The following is a 19505-nucleotide window of genomic DNA, read 5'->3' on the forward strand; positions in this document are numbered from 1 at the left end:
AGCTCATCGCGCACGGCCACCAACGTTTCCATCACGGCCGCGCTGCGGTCTGCTCCCTCCCTATTCTCGCTCAACATCTTGCGTGCCGCGGCTATCTTAAAGCCACGAACCTTCACCAAGTTGTAGATAACTTTAATCTGATCGATGTCCTTCTGCGTGTACTGACGCACCTTGCTGGGCCCTTGGGTCTTAGGTTTGAGTAGCGGGAACTCGGACTCCCAATAGCGCAGAGTGCTCTCATTAATGTCAAACATCTTCGCTACTTCCTTGATAGAGTAGTACAACTTCAGATTCTTATCGGGATTTAATGCCATAATAAATACGCTGTTTGGTCCTTTTTCATTGCAAAGATAGCAAATTAATGCTATTTCCCAATTTCATATTATCTTTTTATTTGTATCTTTGCAGTGTTTTTATTAAGAATTAAAAATTAAGCAAATACATATAATGATGACAGCTAACGAAGTACGTGAGTCGTATAAGAAATTCTTTGAAGCTCACGGACATAAGATTGTACCATCAGCTCCGATGGTTATAAAGGACGACCCTACGCTCATGTTTACCAACGCCGGCATGAACCAGTGGAAAGATATTATCCTCGGAACCAAGGACCCGGGCGCCGATGTACGCCGTGTTGACTCGCAGAAATGCCTGCGTGTGAGCGGTAAGCACAACGACTTGGAGGAGGTAGGTCACGACACTTACCACCATACTATGTTTGAAATGCTCGGTAACTGGAGCTTTGGCGACTACTTTAAGGAAGGCGCCATCGACATGGCTTGGGAGTATTTGGTCGATGTTCTCCATCTTAATCCCGCCGATTTGTACGTTACCGTGTTTGAAGGTTCCGAAGAAGAAGGAATCAAACGTGACGATGAAGCGGCTTCTTATTGGGCCAAGCACTTGCCGACCGACCATATCATCGACGGCAACAAGCACGATAACTTTTGGGAAATGGGCGATACCGGACCCTGCGGACCCTGCTCTGAGATTCATGTTGACTCACGTTCGGCCGAGGAAAAGGCCAAAGTGCCCGGTCGGGAATTGGTCAACAAGGACGATCCGCAGGTCATTGAGATATGGAATATCGTCTTTATGCAGTACAATCGTAAGTCTGACGGCTCGTTGGTGTTGCTCCCCATGCACGTCATCGATACCGGTATGGGCTTCGAACGCTTGGTACGCATGCTTCAGGGCAAACATTCTAACTACGATACCGACATCTTCCAGCCCATCATAAAGGAGATAGAGAATCTCTCAAGCATGAAATATGGCGTATCAGAGGACGTCGACGTGGCCATGAGAGTTATCGCTGACCACCTTCGTGCCGTAGCTTTCTCCATTGCCGATGGCCAATTGCCGGGCAACGCAAAGGCCGGTTACGTTATCCGTCGTATCCTTCGACGCGCCGTGCGCTACGCTTATACCTTCTTAAACCAGCGCTCTGCCTTCATCTTTAAGCTCATTCCCGTGTTAGTTCAGGAGATGGGAGGCGCTTATCCCGAGCTTCCCGCCCAGCAGGAGCTTATCAGCCGTGTTATCAAAGAGGAGGAAGACTCATTCCTCCGTACCCTTGAAAAGGGTATCAACCTGCTCAATGGCGACATGGAAGCGCTCAAGGCCAACGCTCAAACACAACTCGCCGGCGCCAATGCCTTCCGTTTGTTCGACACATACGGCTTCCCTCTCGACCTCACAGAGCTGATTTGTCGTGAGCATGGCTTCACTGTTGACGAGCAAGGGTTTAACGAGGAAATGGCCAAACAAAAGGAACGGGCTCGCAACGCGGCTGCCGTGGAGAATGGAGATTGGGAAATCATCAAGGAAGGTGAGCAGGAATTCGTGGGTTATGACTACACGGAATACGAGTGCCACATACTCCGTTATCGCAAGGTTACGCAGAAAAAGAACTCTTTTTATGAGCTTGTGCTCGACTTTACGCCGTTCTATGGCGAAATGGGAGGACAAGTTGGCGACACGGGAGTGCTCGTTTCAGAGAATGAAACCGTAGAGATTATCGATACCAAGCGTGAGAATAACCAAAGCATTCATATCGTTAAGGAATTGCCCAAGGACCTTACGGCCGACTTCATGGCTTGCGTCGATACCGAGAAGCGTGACAGTTCGGCTGCCAACCACACCGCAACCCACTTGCTCGACTACGCTCTTAAGCAGGTACTTGGTGACCATGTAGAGCAGAAAGGCTCCTATGTCGACGCCACAACGCTGCGCTTCGACTTCTCACATTTCCAAAAAGTAACCGACGAAGAGTTGCGTCAGGTAGAGAAACTGGTCAATTCGATGATTCGACAAGACCTTCCTCGTGACGAACATCGTGACACTCCGCTCGAAGAAGCCAAGCGTTTGGGTGCCGTAGCGCTCTTTGGCGAGAAGTATGGCGACAAGGTTCGAGTGATTAGTTTCGGTCCTTCGTGCGAATTCTGTGGTGGTATTCACGCCACGAGTACGGGTCGCATAGGTTTCTTTAAGATTATCAGTGAGAGCAGCGTTGCCGCAGGTATCCGCCGCATTGAGGCCCTCACGGGTAAGAACAGCGAAGATGCCATCTACTTGTTGCAGGACACTATGACTGCTCTTAAAGGCCTCTTCAATAATGCCAAGGACCTTACCACGGCCGTACAAAAGTACATTGACGAGCACGATGAGATGAAAAAGGAGATTGAGAAGTTCCAAGCACAAGCCGTGGAGCGTACCAAGAACGAACTCATCAACCGTGCCCAAAACGTTAACGGCGTGAAAGTTATCAAGGCGGTATTGCCCTTGGAGCCCAACGCCGCTAAGGACCTTGTCTTCAAACTGCGTGAGGCTATCCCCGAAAACCTCGTCGCTGTCATCGGAAGTACGGCCCATGACAAGCCTCTACTGACCGTAATGTTCAGCGATGACATGGTGAATGGCCACGAACTTAACGCCGGAAAGATTATCCGTGAGGCCGCTAAGCTCATCCAAGGCGGCGGCGGCGGCCAGCCCCACTATGCCCAAGCAGGTGGCAAGAACCTTGATGGTATCAGCGCAGCAGTCGATAAAGTCATCGAACTTTCTAATCTGTAATCAGATTATATATATTTCACTAAATCTCAAAATGAAGCCGCATTTCTCTTGGAATGCGGCTTTTTATGTGGGAAGAAAGGAAGTTGACGAGTGAATGAGTAGACAAGTTAACGAGTTGTTGGAAGCAGATTCTGCTGTAATCAGACTGGTCGGACTTGTCCGACTGGTCTGACCAATCCAACAACCCCTACTATTAAATAAATTATAAGGTGGCAGGGCTGCAAGTCATTAGCCCCTTTTTACGCCTTCAAAGGCCTGCTTTAGCATTATCAAAGGCCCTCTTTTACCTCCTCAAAGGGCTGCTTTCACGTCCTCACTTGCCCCCTTCTATCTCCTTACTTGCCCTCCTTCGCAGCCTCTTCTCTAACGATTCATCCTCCCAACTCCCCACCCTTACAACGGGGCACAGCCCCTTCTACCCCCTCAAAAACAGCTCATTCAGCCCTAAAAACTAAGAAAATAAGGGGTTAAACATAAAAAATCAAGGAAAAATCTTTGCCGTTTCTCAAAATTGTACTACCTTTGCAAACGCAATAAGGAGGAGCGCTCCTTTAGCAAACAACAAATTGGGATATGGTGTAATGGTAACACTACAGATTCTGGTCCTGTCATTCTTGGTTCGAGTCCGAGTATCCCAACTTTGCAAAAAGCTAAATAGTTTTCACGAACTGTTTAGCTTTTTTTGTTTTATCACCGGGCTTTTACCTTTACAGCACCGTACTTTTACTTTCCCACTGCCATGCTTTGACCTTTCCTAAGGCATGGTCAAAGCGTCCGGAAAGACTTGCCGCATATCAGCCACACGCTGCTCGAAATCGTCAAGCGATACCCGCTTGCCACGCAGAGAGCGCACTTGGGGCATGTTTTCAAAGTAAGAATCCGTGGAGAAATACCAACCGTAACGGGCCACTTGGGCCATTCGGCTAAGCTGACGGTCAATTTTGAGCGCGTAGTTAGGATGGACCACCGACAGAAAATGGTCGCCATTGGCCATTTCCAAGGCCAAGACGAGGTAGCGGGAAGGCTTTTCAGGCGTCCTCGCTGTTGCGGAAACAGCCTTTTTCCAGCCCCGGGTGGTGGTCATAATCCTGATTTCCCAGCCGTGATCTCTATTTAATTTATCGGCCATTCCACGAAAAATAATGCCATGTGGGGCCGTATCACGCAGTCCGGTGTAAGCTATGGAGTAATGAATCATCTCATGTAACAAGACGTTTTGCGCCTGCCGCTCCGTCATATCATAATAAGTGGTCATCTTGATGGTAAAGTCATAGAGCTTGGTACGCCCCCAACGGGTCACTCGCTTACACGACATCTGCCCCAATTGGGTGCGTGCTTTGGAGAGTTTAAGCATGGGCATGGGAAGCCCTTTGCCAAAATATTCCGCATTGAACTTGGCAAACCATGTCTCCATCCACGATGTTGTAACTATCATTCTTGTAACTTTTTCGGTCCGTGCCGACACCTTCCTGCCATTAGCCAAAGGGCTATTGGTCGGCGTCGGCGGTATAATTCTTAGGCCAATTCACCAAAAAGAGCTTCTCCGTGGCACGGGTCATCGCCGTGTAAAGCCAATGGTAATAGTCCGGGGTAAGCATTTCGTCGGTCATATATCCATGGTCCACATAGATATGGGCCCACTGCCCGCCCTGCGCCTTATGGCAGGTGACGGCATAGGCAAACTTTATTTGCAACGCGTTAAAGTAGTCGTCCTGCTTCAATTTGGCCATGCGGTCTTTCTTCAAAGGTATGTCGGCATAGTCTTCCATGACCCTTTGAAAAAGCAATTCGTTCTGTTCGCGGCTCAACGCGGGGGCCTCCGTGGCCAATGTTTCCAAGATAACGGTCTGTTCTAACTCGAGTTGATCATAATCGGGAAACTGCAACGTGACATCCGCAAAATGAAAACCATACAATTCCCTGATATTCCTGACCCGCTTCACCCGGGCCCTATCGCCGTTCGCTATGAAGCTAAGCCGGGATTCTGCGCCTTGTTTCTCGGGCTGATCAATATACTTATTCTTGACCACCATCACCATGTCGCCCGTCACCAATTGCTCCTCACAATCCAAAATGGTATTTCTGATACCTTGATTATAAATGTTCGCCCGCTTATTACTGCGTGTAATGACCATCGTTTCATCGGTTCCCACCTCACTGTAACTGGAGTTCAGGCATTCTATCAGCTCATTTCCGGGCACCGAACGAATATCGGCGAAAAGTTTGAAATGGATTTGTGGAAATGCCACTTGACAAGAAGCGTCCGATGAAAAGTCATCGAGCCGGTGGCGAATCAGCGTGGCATTGTAAAGGATTCCGCTCTCTTGCTCCTGCCTCACAACCTCATTAAGGTCGCATTCGTACACTTTCAAGCCCATGGCTTGCATCTCCATGGTGTTCAAAGCGGGTGAGTGTTGCTCTCCCACGGGCGGAAGCTGGGCCTTATCGCCTATTAATAAGAGGTGACAATTGCGCCCTGAATAAACAAAACTTACCAAATCGTTCAGCAAACTGCCCGAACCGAAGTTGCCGTCACTGCCCCCATGACCGCCGGAAATCATCGAAGCCTCGTCTACCATGAAGAGAGTGTCGGCCGAAAGGTTATTGTTCAGATTGAATTCTCCGTACAATCCGCCGTAACTTCGCTCACGATAAATACGCCGATGAATCGTAAACGCCTTGCTGCCGCTGTTGAGCGAGAATTGCTTGGCGGCCCTTCCGGTGGGTGCCATCAGCACAAGTTTCTGCTTCAAGGCCAACAACGACCGCACGATAGCGCCCGCCAAGCTCGTCTTTCCCGTACCGGCCGAGCCGCGAAGCAGCATTACGGACCGCTCATCACGGTCGAACATGAACTTGGCAAACGTCTTCAAGGCGTGTCGTTGGTCGGCCGTAGGCTCATAACCAAACTGTTCCGTGACCCGAAGAACCAACTCGTCTGTTATCATATATTAATTTATAAAAGGGTAAAAGGCCTTACCCTATTTTTTATTAACTTTGCATAAGATAGGCTACACTCGACCATTTGAGAATAAATTCTCATGGTTCTCGTTTGCACTATCTTTGCATAAGATAGGCGGCACTCGGACATTTAAGAGCCCACTCTTATGCCGCTCGTTTGCACTATCTTTGCAAAAACGCTGCAAAAATATAAAAATAAAATCGTAGTTTTCTATGAAAATAAATAATAATTTTATCCTCTCGTTCTGCGTTCTTGGCCTTGTTCTCCTATGCTTTTTCAGCATTTACAGCCCCATTGGCTTTGAAAAAGAGCAGGCAAAGCGTGAAACTGTGGTACGCGAACGCATGAAAACCATTCTAAAAGCGGAGCAAATCTACCTTCAACGCCACTCCTCTTACACGGGAAACCTTCAAAACCTCATTCAGGAAGGCCTGCTGGCTGACAGCCTGCAATACATTCCTTACTCCGAAGGACAAAGGTTCAGGCTTCAAGCTACCATGGAACTCACGAAAAGCGGCAGGCAAATCCCCCGATTACGGTGCCAAGCCGGCTATGCGGACTACCTGCGGGGATTGGACGCCGAACGGTTAGCCGCCCTGACAGAGGAGGCCAACCGCAAGGGAAACTTCCCCGGAATAGAAATCAAGAATTAACAAAAAACCACCTCATAAAATATGAATAGGAACAAGGAAATCATCAAAACAAGCGTCATTGGCATAGCTGCCAATATTTTCTTAGCCCTCTTCAAAACAATAGTTGGCCTCATAGCGAACTCCACAGCCATCATTATGGATGCGCTCAACAACCTGAGTGACGCCATGTCATCGGTCATTACCATCGTCGGAACCAAGCTTTCAGAGCGACCGGCCGACCGCAAACATCCCTTTGGTTATGGCCGGGTGGAATATTTCAGCGCCATCATTATCTCCATCATCGTGCTCATTGCTGGCTGCACCTCACTCATTGAATCCTTCAAAAAGCTCATCCATCCCTCGCAACCAACCTATACCACCTTTACGCTTATCGTCATTATAGTGGCTATTTTCGTGAAAATAGCATTAGGACAATACGTCAAGCGGAAAGGGCAAAAGCTCAAAAGCGACTCCCTGATAGCCAGTGGCGCCGACGCCATGTTTGACGCCCTTATCACCCTTTCCACCCTTCTTTCGGCCGGAATCATGCTCATTTGGAATGTCAATCTCGACGGAGCGTTCAGTACTTTTATTTCCCTTGTCATCATCAAGGCCGGTATCGACATGCTGGGAGGCCCCATCAGCGAACTCCTTGGCAAAAGTATTTCAAAGGAATTTATACAGAATATCAAGCACAGCATACTGGAATTTAAGGAAGTCAACGGTGTTTTCGACGTGATACTCAACTACTATGGCCCCCAAACCATTATCGGTTCAGCCAATATCAGCGTAGTTGACACGATGACAGCACGCCAAATTCACGGGCTGACGCGCAACATCATGCACATGCTTTATGAGAAATACGGCATTATAGCCAACATAGGTATCTACGCGATCAATACTTCCGGCCACCTCATGGAGCTTCAGCAACGCGTCATGAAGACAGTCTTTGAACACGAACATGTCATCGAAGTACACGGCTTCTACGTCTATGAGGAAACCAAGAGCATAACGCTCGACATCGTAACCGACGACGCCGTAACCGACGACGAGGCTTTCCTGCGCCACATCGAGGACCATCTGAAGGAAGTGGAGCCCAAATACAACTATCAACTCATCATGGATCATAACTATAAGAACGACACTTCGACAAACGCATAAAATACAAAACACCGCATGAAATATTTAATCTTATCCGATATTCACGGCTCACTGCCCGCACTCGAGAAGGCACTCGACTTCTACCACAGCCAACAATGCGACATGCTCTGCATACTGGGCGACATCCTGAACTACGGCCCCCGCAACGGTCTTCCCGAGGGATTGAACCCCAAAGCCATAGCCGAAAGGCTCAACGCCATGGCCGATGACATCGTCGCCATTCGAGGAAACTGCGATTCAGAGGTAGATCAAATGCTCCTTAACTTCCCCATCATGCAAGACTACATGCTCCTTGTAGACAACGGGAAGCGCATTTTGCTGACCCACGGCCATATATATAATAAGGTGAACATGCCCAAAGGACACTTCGATTACATGTTTTATGGCCACACACACCTATGGGAACTCGTCCCGCAAGGCCCAACCCTTGTCTGCAACACCGGCTCGATAACCTTTCCAAAGGGCGGCAATCCCCCAACACTTGCCACCTACGAAGACGGTAAAGTTAATATTTACACCCTCGATGGTGAGCTGATCGCCGGATAACGGCGCAGCTCACCATCTTTATTTCCACCTTTAGGGATTTTCCCTTTCCGTTTAGGGAAAATCCATTTTGCCCACCGTTTTATTGTCCTATCTTTGCATCAGATAAGTTGAACGAGGCTGTCTGAAACCAAGTTTTCACCCTTCCCGTCCACACTATCTCAGCATTAAGAAACAAAGCCCAAGCCCGTCGCAGGCCTAAAAGCAAGTTCTGACCGCGGCCCAACGCTTATATAAGACAACACATTAATACAACAGAACGATGAAAAAGTTTATATTAGCCCTCACAGCACTGCTTACTTTAGCAGTAACAGCTCAAGCCATGAGCTACGAACAAGCCCGCGAACAGGCGCTTTTCCTCACCGACAAGATGGCTTATGAACTGAATCTGACCGATGAGCAGTATGAAGCCGCTTACGAAGTGAACCTCGATTACCTTCTGAGCGTTGACGATTACAACAACCTCTACGGCACATATTGGCAGCAACGCAACCTCGACTTGAGTTACATACTGATGGATTGGCAGTATCAATCCTACTTGGCGGCCAGCTACTTCTACCGTCCGCTCTATTGGGACGCAGGCTATTGGCACTTCAGCGTTTACGCCCGGTACCCTCGTCGTGACTATTTCTACTTCGGACGGCCCTCTTTCGTCACGGTATATCGGGGCGGTCATAGCTGGAGAGTCAATGGTGGAAGGTCATGGTATCACGGCCGCAGCTTCGGCCACGTGGGCCATCGGAGCAGTCACTTCGGCATGCGCGACGGCTTCAACCGTGGAGATTACGGTCGAGGATATAACAGAAATGACTACAATCGCAGCCGCCGCTCTTACGGATACCGCGACAATGACAGCCGCCGCTATGACAACCGGTCGTATAACAACCACCCTTACGGCGTGCGTTCATCGGGCGATTTCAATAACAGAGATTATCAATCAGAGCGCTACGACGGCTATCGCAACGACAACCGCAGGTCTTCAGGCACCTTCAAAAGCCGCAGCAACAGCGCTTTTGAGAACCGTCAGAGCAGCACCCGCACCACAGTGACCCGCCCGGGAATGAACGAACGCGGCGTATTTGGTGGCAACCGCTTCCGCAGCGAAGGAGGCAATACCGCTCCAAGTCGCTCTTTCAGCCCCCGCTCATCGGGCAGCCAAGGTTCTTTCAACGGCAATCACGGCAGCTTCAACGGCAACTCCGCCCCCTCGGTAGGCGCACGCAGCGGTGGTTCTTTCGGTGGAGGCGCCCACAGCAGAGGCAGCTTTGGCAACAGAAAATAAACGCAATGGGTTTTTAAGGAAAGAGATTGTAAGGGTAATCCGTCATAAAATTAATTAACAAATCACGGACAAAGATTTTGTCATAATCACTATTAGAGAGTTATTAAAAATAAATGTAAAGTTCTAAAAAAGTAATATTAGATTAATACTTTGTAAGAGGCCATAAAAAGATCAAGTATAAAAAAAGGCCTCATCATTAGAGAGTCATTAAATAAAAAAGGGAATTTTCTGTGAAGAAAGTTCCCTTTTTTTATTATATACACGGCGTTGCGGCCGCATAGTTTAGAGCATGAGCACTCGTATCTCGGCATTGCTCATCTTATCGATTTGGTTCATGGGGCGGTCCAAATATACGCTCTGAACCGCTTTATTGACGATACCATGGCCTACGGCCAGCACTGTTTTGTCCTTATACATCGTTCGTACCATCGTAAGAAAGTTGCGTGCCCGACTTCGGATGGACTCAAGCGACTCCACATTGTCGGGCCATTCGGTTACAGCTTGTAAGTCGGGAATGTACTTTCCCGTGAAATCTCCCCAGTCGCGCTCACGCAGTAACGGCGTCGTTTCTACCTTTTTATCATGAGGTTGGGCGATAATCTCACATGTTTGGATAGCTCTGTGCAGGTCGCTGGCCATGAATACGTCGATGGCAGCATTCCTCATCTTATCTCTAACCTCCTCGGCTTGCTTTCGGCCCGTGGCGTTGAGCTCGCCCGGAACTTGGCCTTGAAGTATGTGATTGGCATTGTCTACCGTCTCACCGTGGCGCACCAAATAAAGTGTTGTCATATAATCTTCGTTTGATTGTGGCACAAATATATAGCTTTTTTACGACATTAGGCTATCATCTTACGACTAAAAGTTAGGCATTCTCGCCATTTTGCCGTATATTTGCACATACTAACATCGTAAAAAAGCAAGTATGAAAGTATTACAAAGCTCATTCTTTCGGGCCATTATCGCCATTATCGTAGGCGCGTTGCTCGTACAATACCGTGAACAAACCGTTCAATGGATTACTATTTCCATAGGAATATTGTTTTTCTTGTCGGGCATTATCTCCTGCGCCACTTACTTCAGCGCCCGCCGAAGCGCAGCCTCCGCGCCCGAACTATTCGATGTCGACGGGCACAAGATTGAGCCTTTGAGGCCCAATTTTCCCATTGTAGGCCTTGGCAGTCTTATTTTGGGCGTTATATTGGCCCTCATGCCCACCACGTTTATCAGTTGGTTGATGTATATTTTGGCTGCCATTCTTATCTTAGGAGCCATCAATCAGTTCGTAAACTTGGCTTCTGCCAAGAAATATGCCCATGTAGGAGCTTTCTATTGGGTCATGCCTTCACTGATATTGTTGATAGGTATCGTCGCCATTCTCTATCCGCAAGCCATCGCCTCAGCCCCCTTGTTTGTCATAGGTTGGTGTATGATGGTTTACGGAGTGGTAGAATGTCTTAACTCCATTAAGATTCACCAGTGTCATAAGGCCTTTGCCAAAGCCGAGGAGGCCCGCATGGCCCGGCAACAATTGGAGCAATCGGCCCCTGCGGAAGACGTTGACACGACGGCCCAATAGGCTCATGACACGTCGGCATTAGGCCGATGGCTTTCTCAAAGCTGCCCTTTGGCCTTGTCAAAAGGCAGCTTTAACCACGTGAAAGGCCTGCTTTGACACGATAAAAGGGCAGCTTTCGGAATACAAAAAGTGCCGTTTTACTATAACAATCAGTAGTAAAACGGCACTAATATTTTATTATTCGGCAGGTACAAGGCCTTCTATGTACTTACACAAGATACCTATTCCCTTGGCATTATCGCCCCCTTGAGGAATGATAAGGTCGGCATAACGCTTGGTAGGTTCGATGAATTGCTCGTGCATAGGCTTGAGAACTTCCAAATAACGGTCTACAACCATGGAAACGGTACGGCCCCTATCGATGGTATCGCGCTGTATATTGCGTATCAATCGCTCATCGGAGTCGCAGTCGACAAATATCTTCAAATCCATCAAGTCACGCAGTTTCTTATTGAGCAAGGTCATGATTCCCTCGATGATGATGACCGGTTTGGGCTCCACATGGATGGTTTCGGGCAGTCGGTTACACTTCAGATAGCTGTAAGTAGGCTGCTCTATGGCCCTCCCCTCTCGCAACTCATTGATTTGTTTATGAAGAAGTTTCCAGTCAAAGGCGTCGGGATGGTCGAAGTTTATTTGATGGCGTTCCTCGTCGGTCATGCCCGTCGTGTCGTTATAATACGAGTCGAGCGGCACCACGGCTACGAAATGAGGGGGCAGGGCCTCCACTATTTTCCTTACAACGGTGGTCTTTCCGCTGCCGGTTCCGCCGGCTATGCCGATGATAGTTATGCGGTCGTCTGCTATGTTCATGCTAATATATCATTAAACATTATACGATAAAAGTCTGATTTCTTTTCTACCGACATGGGATAAGCCCGTGAGCTGCTGGGCATGCGGTAGAGGCGAAGCTCACGTCCCTCGAAGTTGAAGGTGGCATAATGGCCCATCTTGGGCACCGTCTTTATGCCGTAATGGGTGGTAAAGAGCTGTGTGGCCAACTGTCCGGCCAAGAGCACGCCCCGGCATTGGGGCAAGGCACGCAGCAACCCGTCGAGGTCGCTCGGCTCGATTACCTCCAAATCCTTGTCGGAGGCCGTGTTCTTGGTGCGTCTTATGCGCAAGGCAGTGTCAAAAAGGGCCACTCCCTTTTCCTTTAAGAACAGCTTTAATTCTTCTAATTTAAAGGTTTTATGGTCTTGGTCGACGAAATGGAGCTTGTCATTGAAAAACACGTGGCCGAAAATTCGCCACATGTCGTTCTGAAAATTAGGGTAATACCACTCCATACTCCAGCGTTTGGGCGCCGGCGGAAAGGTGCCGAGCATGAGTAATCGTGCGTCGGCGGGCAACCAAGGTTCGAAAGGATGGGTCTCAATCATTTCTGTTCCTTCACCAAATACACTACTACGGGCAGGTGATCGCTGTAACCATCGAGCCAAACTCCCGAGGCATGGGTGCGTTTGGGTGAGCCTTTGTAGCGGCCTTCGGTTTGGAACAAGTAGTTCTGACGTACGATTTGGTTTTTCCAGAACTTCAATGTGGAATAGTCTTTAGAGCCTTTCGGATTGAGCAGATTGGGCGAAAGAAGTATCTGATCAAACAAATTCCATGAGCCACGGTACGACAATGTGCCCGTACCACCGGCCAATACGTCCCACCAAGGGTTGTATAAATCGTTCGGACCCACCTCTTCTATCGTGCGACGGCCCCGCAATTCCTTGGCCATACTTGCGTCCATGGGGTCATCATTCATATCTCCCATGACGAAAACCTTTACATTGGGGTCGTCGGCGACAAGCGAATCCTTGACCACAGCTATCTGTCGGGCGCCCAATTCACGATAATAAGGCCCCGCAAAGCGGCTGGGCAGGTGATTAACGATAACTGTTACATGCTCGCCGGCCAAGTTTCCGCTCACTGTAAGGAAGCCACGGGTAGCTCGGGCGCTGTCCTTGGGCAGGTCGTAAACGTAGGGCACGAGCTTCACATCGCGCACAGTGAATAAGCTTGGGTTATAAAGCAGGGCGCAATCTACGCCGCGTTGGTCGGGTCCTTCCACATGGCAGAATTGGAAATTACGGGCCTTTAAAGGTTCTTGAGCGCAGAGGTCGGCCAAGCACTTGGCATTCTCAACCTCGCTAACGCCGATAAACGCGCAGCCCACTCCTTTGAGCACATCGGTTCCCATGTCGGAAAGAGCCTGCGCCATGTTATGAAGTTTGTGGCTATACTTAAGCCCTGTCCACTTCAAACCTCCTGAAGGTAAATACTCATAGTCATTTTTGCCCTCGTCATGGCAGGTGTCGAAGAGGTTTTCAAGATTGTAAAAACCGACACCATAGACGGAAAACTTCTTTTCTTGTGCACTGATTGTCGTTACAAACACGGTGAGTAACAACGTCAAAGAGAATAGCTTTTTCATTATCTTTTGATTATTTGACATGCAAATATCGGCATTTCAACTGATAAAAGCGCATGAATAACAAAAAAACATACAATATTCAACCCTTTTTAGAAATAATTTCGTTACTTTGCAACGCTTATATATTAATGTTATATAATTAAGAAAACTCAAGCAAGTGATGGCCGGGTAACAAATCGATACAAACAAAGCCATCGGTCGGTACTTTACCGGGATATTTCAACCCCTCCACATCGGCGGGGAAAAAGAGAATCAATAAAAAAATCAGATCACATTAAAAGATAAGATAACAACAATCAAACATTATGCAGAAACAGCTTAAATTAGTGATGCTTGCTTTATGCTGCACCGCACAATTGTCGGCCCAAAACCAGAAACCGGCAACAGGGCAGAACACAGGCGACGGCAACGAAGCGGCATTTACGTTTACGGAGGCACAATTGGGAGAGAATGATAACGCTACGCAAAACGTTACTATTCTTAATTCCAGCACCAATGTTTACGTCAATGGCGTGGGCTTTACCTTCTCACCGGTACGCTTCCGCTATCGTGCACTCAGCCAAAAGTACAACGACGTGTTTATCAATGGAGCGCCCGTCAACAATGTTGAGAATGGCCAGTTTAGCTTCTCCTCCATCGGCGGACTCAACAACATGACGAGCAATTTGGACTACTCCATGCCGTTTGAGAGCAACAGTTACGGCATGAGTTCCTTGGCCGGAAGCAGTAACTACAACTTTAGGAGCGGCAGCATGCCCACGGGTCATCGCATTACTTTGGCAGGCGCCAACCGCAACTACACCCTGCGTGGCATGTATAGCTACAGCAGTGGTTTCAACGAAAAGGGCTGGGCCTTCACCGGAAACCTCACTTATCGTTGGGCAAAGCGGGGTTATGTGGAAGGAACTTTCTACAACGCATTGTCTTATTTCGTAGGTGTGCAGAAGCTATTGGGCGACCACAGCCTCTCTTTTGCCACATGGGGCAACCCCACGGAGCGTGCCTCACAAGGTGCCAGCACCGCCGAGGGCTACTGGATAGCCAATGACTATCAGTACAACCCTTATTGGGGATACCAAAACGGCAAGGTTCGCAACTCGCGCGTAGTAAACGATTTCCAACCCACGGCATTGCTCACATGGGATTGGAACATCGATAGCAAGACCAAACTTACTACCACCTTATTAGGTTTCTACGGTCTTTACAAGAGCACGAAGCTCAATTATAACGGCTCTGACAACCCACAGCCCGATTATTATAAGGTATTGCCCAGCAACTTCTTCGACGTGTGGAATAACAACAGTCGCTATCAAACAGCCCATTCTTTGGCTGATTGGCAGACGGCTTATGACTGGTTATCGAGCGACAAGGCCCATCGTCAGATTAATTGGGATCGCCTTTATTCGGCCAACCATAACGCCAACGACGTAGGCGCTGACGCCATGTACTACGTGCAGGCCGTACATAAGAACAAGCTCTACGCCACATTGGCTTCGGCACTTACCAAGCAATTGACTCCAAAGAGCACTTGGAACATCGGATTATCATTGGTTGCCAACAAAGGCATGCACTATCAAACGATGGACGACTTGCTCGGTTCTATCTACTTCCATAACGTAAACAACTACGCCATAGGCACTTACCCGCGTACTTCAGAGCAAGTACAGTACGACTTGAACCATCCCAATGCCGTTGTAGGCAAAGGCGACAAGTTTGGTTTCGACTATGACATCAACGTAAGAAAGGGTACGCTTTGGAGCAATTATACCGAGTCGTTTGGCATTGTAAACTACAGTGTGGCTGCCAAGTTAGGCTACGACAGCATGAACCGTAATGGCAAAATGCGCAACGGACTCTTCGCCGACAACTCTTATGGTAAGAGTAAGACGGCCAACTTTGTATCGGGTGGCGTGAAAGCCGCCGGCACTTTTGACTTCGGTCACGGCCATCTGTTGTCATTAGGCATGGGCTATGAGCACCGAGCACCGGTGGCTGACGTTGCTTTCGCGGCCCCCGAGCTCAATAATAACTTTGCCCGCAACTTGAAGAACGAGCGTATTTTCAGCAGCGAAGTGGCCTATCAGTTGAATACTCCTCGGCTCCACCTGAACCTCAGCGGTTACTATAACCACGTGAAGAATGCCACGGAATGGGCTTGTTTCTATTTCGACGACATCAATTCTTTCTCTTACAACTCTATCACAGGCCTGACCAAAGAGAGCTATGGCGCAGAATTGGGTGCCCGGGTAAACCTCACTTCCTTCCTCGATTTAAGATTATTGGGCACCATCAGTGAGGCCAAGAATATCAGCAACGCCCATGTGGCTTACATCAACAGCACCGAGGGCATGGTACATGAGGACATTGCCCACATCAAAGACATGCGTGAGAGCAGTACTCCGTTGACAGCGGGCAGCCTTGGGTTGAGCTTCCACCGGTCAGATTGGTACATTGACCTCAATGGTAACTATTATGATCGTATCTATTTGAGCTATTCACCGTACTATCGTTACGAAAAGTCGCTCAAAAACATCAAGGCTGTTGACAACGAAGGCAACTTCTTGCCCAGCCCGCAAGACAAAGGTAAGGGTGGATTCATGCTCGATACCAGCATTCGTAAGAACATTCGACTCAAGAAAGGCTCACTCTTCGTCAGTCTGATGGTAACTAATATCCTCAATAATCAGAAGATTATAACGGGTGGCTACGAGCAAAGTCGAAGCGACTACTCTACCAATCAAACGACAGGCGTAACCAGCAGCCGCACCTATAGCTTCTCTAAGAATCCCAAGATATACCATGTCATGGGAACCAACGGTATGCTTCAGGTGGGCTACAGATTCTAAATTACAAATATCATCATGAATATGAAAAATCTCAAATATATTTTTCTGGCGCTTTGTTGTTCAGTGTTGACCACCGCCTGCATGAACGATAACTTTGACGAAGTGTATGGCAACGTAAGAGGCAATGACCAAATCAAAGAGACTAACGTAGTGACCATAGAGCAACTCAAGGCTAAATATGCGCAAGTTTTGGGACAACAATATGGTTATGCGCAGATAACGGATAACTTACAGTTGAAAGCTTATGTAACAGGTAATGACCGTGAGGGTAATTTCTATAGTCAGATAGCACTCGAGGATGGCACCGGTGCCATGGTAATAGCCATCGGCGAGAATGGCCTATTCAGCTATTTACCCGTTGGAACCGAGATATTGGTCAATCTGAAAGACCTCTATATCGGTAACTATGGCTATCAAACACAAATCGGAACGCTCTATACGGGCAATAAGAATGAGGTGTCTGTGAGTCGTATGTCAAGCGCACGATGGGAGCAACACTTCACTTATACCGGCAAGAACGTCAAGGTAAGCCCTATGGTTTTTGATCAATCGAAGGTTAAAGACAGCCAATATCTTGTTGCGAACGCAGGTCGTTTGATGACGATCAAGGGCGTTACATTCACCGATGGTGGTAAGAAGGTATATGCAAATAAGGCTGATATTGTGAACAATAATAGCTGTGAAAGAGAGCTTAAAGGGCTTAACAAGTCGAACATCGTAGTAAGAAGCAGCACCTACGCTGACTTTGCAGCCACCACTCTGCCGACAGAGAAAGTCGACATCACCGGTATCTTCACCCGTTATAACAACAAATGGCAAGTTTATATTCGCGAAATCAGCGACGTACAGCCAGCCAAATAAATTCCTATTAGCAAAATAAAAAGAATAAAATATGAAGAATCTATTTAATTCATTGTTTGTTTTGGCCATCGCAGCCATGACATTCACCAGTTGCGAAGATGTTCCCATGCCTTATGACATGCCTACTGTCAACGGCGGATCAGTAACTCCTTCTCCCGAAGAAAAAGCACTTGACCCTGCCGGTAAAGGTACAAAGGAAGACCCATATAACGTAGCCGCCGCCGTAAAATTGGCCAAAGCATTGGCCGACAAGGCTGTGGGCGAGCAGGAAGTTTATGTAAAGGGTGTCGTAAAATCACTCGACAGCAAAAACGAGAATGCCATTAAGACCTATGGAAACGCTACTTTCGTGATAACCGATGGTGCGGAATACACACAAGAGTTTACCGTTTTCCAATGTCTATTCTTGAATAAGAAGAAGTTTACATCAACCGACCAAATTAAAGAAGGTGACACTGTCATCATTTGTGGAAAGCTCTCTAACTACGGTGGAAAGCCTGAAACAGAAGGCAAAGGCAAGAGTTATGTCTATGCACTCAACGACCAAACCAGCAGCGATACGCCGGTTGTGCCTCCCGTTACCGACAATTCTGCCGACAAACCCTACTCTGTGGCCAAGTCGTTAGAACTGATTACCGGTGGCAAAGCACCTGAAGCAGAGGTTTATGTAAAGGGTATTATCTCCAAGGCGCCCACTTTCAACAGTAAATATGGTAGCCTTACCTATTATATCTCTGATGATGGAAAGACAGAAAAAGAGCTTCAAATATTCTCGGGGTTGAGCTTCAATGGTGCTAAATTTACCTCAGATAAAGATCTTCAGGTAGGACAGACCGTCGTAGTGCTGGGTGTTATCAAGGCTTATACGAACACTACAACCAATATTACGGTTAATGAAATGGATAAAAACAACAAACTCATTAGCGTAGATGGTAAGACAGAACTGAAGCCCGGAGCATAAACACCCTTCACAGGTAGCGAAGCCGGCACAACCACTCCTACTCCACAGAATGGTGAGGTGACAGCTAAAAGCTTTGGATTGGCCGACGCCACTGCCTTTGGGACACAGAAGTTATCCGATGGAACACAACTCATTGCCGCATTAGGCACTAATAAATACGAGCCCAAATACTACAAGGCAGGTAATGGTTCCATCCGTTTGTACGCAGGCAATACGCTTACTTTCGATGCGGGAAGCAAGAAAATAGAAAGCATAACCATCACTTGCGATACCTATACCGATAAAAACAATGTAAAAACTGACTGTACAGCCGAGGGCAAAGCTACCGTTTCAGCCGGAAGTATCAAGCTCGAAGGCCTTGTTTACACCATCAGCGGCATCAATGGTTCAAAGGTTACAGTGACCAACAGCAACACTTCTACCGGCACAAAATCGCAGATTCGCATTGTGAAATTCACAATCAAGTATGCCAAGTAAGGCATAAAAGCTCTTAAATAATTTGGCAGGGTGCAAAGTTTTAGCTAATTTTGCACCCTGTTAATTGACAAATAGTTTATAAACATAATATTAAGAACAAAATGAAAAAAGGTATTCATCCTGAAAACTATCGTCCCGTCGTATTCAAAGATATGTCCAACGGCGATATGTTCCTTACAAAATCTACATGCAAGACTTCTGATACAGTAGAGTTTGAAGGCGAAACTTACCCAGTAGTAAAGATTGAAATCTCAAGCACTTCTCACCCATTCTATACCGGTAAGAGCAAGCTTGTCGATACAGCAGGTCGTGTTGACCGCTTCATGAACCGTTACGGTAAGTTGAAAAAGTAAATATATACCTTTTCTCTTAAGGATATATTATCATACAGTAAGAGTGCGTTCGAACGTAGTTGCATATGCGTCGACCGCACTCTTTTTTATTTAAGAGCCACCCACTCACCACAAACCCAAGGCTCATCAACTTATTTTTAGCTCATATTTCTAATATAAATCGATATGAAAATTTACCATTTCTTTTTAGGATTTCTTACCGTTGGTACAATTCTCACTTCATGTGGAAAGGATAACGACGAACCTAACGGACAGCCCAAGCCGTCTACGGAGAACAATACTAATAAGAACATTGTCACAAGCGGATTGCCTTCAGAGATAACATTATTGGAGTTTCCCAAGGTAAAAGGT

Annotated in this window: 18 protein-coding genes, 1 tRNA gene and 1 pseudogene; 13 read left to right on the forward strand and 7 right to left on the reverse strand. The window is 47.6% G+C overall.

The features are described 5' to 3' along the window. Nucleotides 1-314: MerR family transcriptional regulator (locus VIR50_RS07975; protein ID WP_331934616.1), on the reverse strand; the 314-nt coding region annotated here is incomplete at its 3' end. A gap of 133 nt (nucleotides 315-447) precedes the next feature. Between VIR50_RS07975 and alaS the strand changes: the two genes are divergently transcribed. Both alaS and VIR50_RS07985 read left to right on the forward strand, forming a co-directional pair. Beyond that, on the forward strand, nucleotides 448-3072 hold the full coding sequence (gene alaS, locus VIR50_RS07980; RefSeq protein WP_331934617.1) for an alanine--tRNA ligase: 2625 nt from the start codon (nucleotides 448-450) through the stop codon (nucleotides 3070-3072). Between the two features lie 567 nt (nucleotides 3073-3639). Next, nucleotides 3640-3710: transfer RNA gene (locus VIR50_RS07985), tRNA-Gln, on the forward strand. Nucleotides 3711-3826: 116 nt separating this feature from the next. Here VIR50_RS07985 and VIR50_RS07990 read toward each other — a convergent pair. Both VIR50_RS07990 and VIR50_RS07995 read right to left on the reverse strand, forming a co-directional pair. Beyond that, nucleotides 3827-4507: a SprT-like domain-containing protein gene (locus VIR50_RS07990; RefSeq protein WP_331934618.1), complete on the reverse strand. Its 681-nt coding sequence runs from the start codon at nucleotides 4505-4507 to the stop codon at nucleotides 3827-3829. Between the two features lie 52 nt (nucleotides 4508-4559). Continuing rightward, the gene (locus VIR50_RS07995) at nucleotides 4560-6020 is read right to left on the reverse strand and encodes an ATP-dependent DNA helicase (RefSeq protein ID WP_331934619.1); all 1461 of its coding nucleotides are present in this window, start codon (nucleotides 6018-6020) and stop codon (nucleotides 4560-4562) included. Between the two features lie 226 nt (nucleotides 6021-6246). Here VIR50_RS07995 and VIR50_RS08000 point away from each other — a divergent pair, with 226 nt between their 5' ends. The 4 genes from VIR50_RS08000 to VIR50_RS08015 all read left to right on the forward strand — a co-directional run bounded on the left by VIR50_RS08000 (nucleotide 6247) and on the right by VIR50_RS08015 (nucleotide 9652). Continuing rightward, the gene (locus tag VIR50_RS08000; RefSeq protein ID WP_331934620.1) at nucleotides 6247-6687 is read left to right on the forward strand and encodes a hypothetical protein; all 441 of its coding nucleotides are present in this window, start codon (nucleotides 6247-6249) and stop codon (nucleotides 6685-6687) included. 21 nt (nucleotides 6688-6708) lie between these two features. Further along, a complete protein-coding gene (locus VIR50_RS08005) occupies nucleotides 6709-7827 on the forward strand; it encodes a cation diffusion facilitator family transporter (RefSeq protein ID WP_331934621.1) in 1119 nt (372 codons plus the stop codon). A gap of 15 nt (nucleotides 7828-7842) precedes the next feature. Then, the gene (gene yfcE / locus VIR50_RS08010; RefSeq protein WP_331934622.1) at nucleotides 7843-8373 is read left to right on the forward strand and encodes a phosphodiesterase; all 531 of its coding nucleotides are present in this window, start codon (nucleotides 7843-7845) and stop codon (nucleotides 8371-8373) included. Between the two features lie 259 nt (nucleotides 8374-8632). Further along, entirely contained in the window at nucleotides 8633-9652 is a 1020-nt protein-coding gene (locus VIR50_RS08015) for a hypothetical protein (protein ID WP_331934623.1), read from the forward strand. A gap of 282 nt (nucleotides 9653-9934) precedes the next feature. Here the strand turns inward: VIR50_RS08015 and VIR50_RS08020 are convergent, their stop codons facing one another. Then, entirely contained in the window at nucleotides 9935-10444 is a 510-nt protein-coding gene (locus tag VIR50_RS08020; RefSeq protein ID WP_331934624.1) for a histidine phosphatase family protein, read from the reverse strand. 133 nt (nucleotides 10445-10577) lie between these two features. Here VIR50_RS08020 and VIR50_RS08025 point away from each other — a divergent pair, with 133 nt between their 5' ends. After that, a complete protein-coding gene (locus VIR50_RS08025) occupies nucleotides 10578-11231 on the forward strand; it encodes an HdeD family acid-resistance protein (protein WP_331934625.1) in 654 nt (217 codons plus the stop codon). A gap of 177 nt (nucleotides 11232-11408) precedes the next feature. Here VIR50_RS08025 and udk read toward each other — a convergent pair whose 3' ends face one another. From udk to VIR50_RS08040, 3 genes are read right to left on the reverse strand one after another with little or no spacing between them, the layout of a single operon-like run. Further along, nucleotides 11409-12044: a uridine kinase gene (gene udk, locus VIR50_RS08030; RefSeq protein ID WP_331934626.1), complete on the reverse strand. Its 636-nt coding sequence runs from the start codon at nucleotides 12042-12044 to the stop codon at nucleotides 11409-11411. Beyond that, on the reverse strand, nucleotides 12041-12613 hold the full coding sequence (locus VIR50_RS08035) for a uracil-DNA glycosylase family protein (RefSeq protein ID WP_331934627.1): 573 nt from the start codon (nucleotides 12611-12613) through the stop codon (nucleotides 12041-12043). Before VIR50_RS08035 ends, udk begins: the two co-directional genes overlap by 4 nt. Next, nucleotides 12610-13656 (reverse strand): endonuclease/exonuclease/phosphatase family protein, encoded by a 1047-nt coding sequence (locus VIR50_RS08040; RefSeq protein WP_331934628.1) that lies wholly within the window; start codon nucleotides 13654-13656, stop codon nucleotides 12610-12612. The genes VIR50_RS08035 and VIR50_RS08040 overlap by 4 nt, the downstream gene beginning before the upstream one ends. Nucleotides 13657-13961: 305 nt before the next feature. Here VIR50_RS08040 and VIR50_RS08045 point away from each other — a divergent pair, with 305 nt between their 5' ends. The 6 genes and pseudogenes from VIR50_RS08045 to VIR50_RS08070 form a co-directional block, all read left to right on the forward strand. Beyond that, nucleotides 13962-16502: a TonB-dependent receptor gene (locus VIR50_RS08045; RefSeq protein WP_331934629.1), complete on the forward strand. Its 2541-nt coding sequence runs from the start codon at nucleotides 13962-13964 to the stop codon at nucleotides 16500-16502. A gap of 21 nt (nucleotides 16503-16523) precedes the next feature. Beyond that, entirely contained in the window at nucleotides 16524-17363 is an 840-nt protein-coding gene (locus tag VIR50_RS08050; RefSeq protein WP_331934630.1) for a DUF5689 domain-containing protein, read from the forward strand. 31 nt (nucleotides 17364-17394) lie between these two features. Then, a complete protein-coding gene (locus VIR50_RS08055) occupies nucleotides 17395-18324 on the forward strand; it encodes an OB-fold nucleic acid binding domain-containing protein (RefSeq protein ID WP_331934631.1) in 930 nt (309 codons plus the stop codon). A 57-nt stretch (nucleotides 18325-18381) separates the two neighbouring features. Continuing rightward, the gene (locus VIR50_RS08060) at nucleotides 18382-18801 is read left to right on the forward strand and encodes a hypothetical protein (RefSeq protein WP_331934632.1); all 420 of its coding nucleotides are present in this window, start codon (nucleotides 18382-18384) and stop codon (nucleotides 18799-18801) included. A gap of 101 nt (nucleotides 18802-18902) precedes the next feature. Then, nucleotides 18903-19154, forward strand: coding sequence for a type B 50S ribosomal protein L31 (locus VIR50_RS08065; protein WP_331934633.1), 252 nt, complete (start codon nucleotides 18903-18905; stop codon nucleotides 19152-19154). Nucleotides 19155-19319: 165 nt separating this feature from the next. Then, nucleotides 19320-19505, forward strand: a pseudogene (locus VIR50_RS08070) (DNA/RNA non-specific endonuclease); the annotation flags it as partial.

Origin of the sequence: Prevotella sp., from assembly GCF_036570325.1 — a bacterium.
Lineage (GTDB): Bacteria > Bacteroidota > Bacteroidia > Bacteroidales > Bacteroidaceae > Prevotella.

Excerpts from the sequence above, each read along its gene's own strand:
- alaS (WP_331934617.1), top strand. The coding sequence starts at position 448 with ATGATGACAGCTAACGAAGTACGTGAGTCGTATAAGAAATTCTTTGAA.
- VIR50_RS07990 (WP_331934618.1), bottom strand. The coding sequence starts at position 4,507 with ATGATAGTTACAACATCGTGGATGGAGACATGGTTTGCCAAGTTCAAT.
- VIR50_RS07995 (WP_331934619.1), bottom strand. The coding sequence starts at position 6,020 with ATGATAACAGACGAGTTGGTTCTTCGGGTCACGGAACAGTTTGGTTAT.
- VIR50_RS08000 (WP_331934620.1), top strand. The coding sequence starts at position 6,247 with ATGAAAATAAATAATAATTTTATCCTCTCGTTCTGCGTTCTTGGCCTT.
- VIR50_RS08005 (WP_331934621.1), top strand. The coding sequence starts at position 6,709 with ATGAATAGGAACAAGGAAATCATCAAAACAAGCGTCATTGGCATAGCT.
- yfcE (WP_331934622.1), top strand. The coding sequence starts at position 7,843 with ATGAAATATTTAATCTTATCCGATATTCACGGCTCACTGCCCGCACTC.
- VIR50_RS08015 (WP_331934623.1), top strand. The coding sequence starts at position 8,633 with ATGAAAAAGTTTATATTAGCCCTCACAGCACTGCTTACTTTAGCAGTA.
- VIR50_RS08020 (WP_331934624.1), bottom strand. The coding sequence starts at position 10,444 with ATGACAACACTTTATTTGGTGCGCCACGGTGAGACGGTAGACAATGCC.
- VIR50_RS08025 (WP_331934625.1), top strand. The coding sequence starts at position 10,578 with ATGAAAGTATTACAAAGCTCATTCTTTCGGGCCATTATCGCCATTATC.
- udk (WP_331934626.1), bottom strand. The coding sequence starts at position 12,044 with ATGAACATAGCAGACGACCGCATAACTATCATCGGCATAGCCGGCGGA.
- VIR50_RS08035 (WP_331934627.1), bottom strand. The coding sequence starts at position 12,613 with ATGATTGAGACCCATCCTTTCGAACCTTGGTTGCCCGCCGACGCACGA.
- VIR50_RS08040 (WP_331934628.1), bottom strand. The coding sequence starts at position 13,656 with ATGAAAAAGCTATTCTCTTTGACGTTGTTACTCACCGTGTTTGTAACG.
- VIR50_RS08045 (WP_331934629.1), top strand. The coding sequence starts at position 13,962 with ATGCAGAAACAGCTTAAATTAGTGATGCTTGCTTTATGCTGCACCGCA.
- VIR50_RS08050 (WP_331934630.1), top strand. The coding sequence starts at position 16,524 with ATGAAAAATCTCAAATATATTTTTCTGGCGCTTTGTTGTTCAGTGTTG.
- VIR50_RS08055 (WP_331934631.1), top strand. The coding sequence starts at position 17,395 with ATGAAGAATCTATTTAATTCATTGTTTGTTTTGGCCATCGCAGCCATG.
- VIR50_RS08065 (WP_331934633.1), top strand. The coding sequence starts at position 18,903 with ATGAAAAAAGGTATTCATCCTGAAAACTATCGTCCCGTCGTATTCAAA.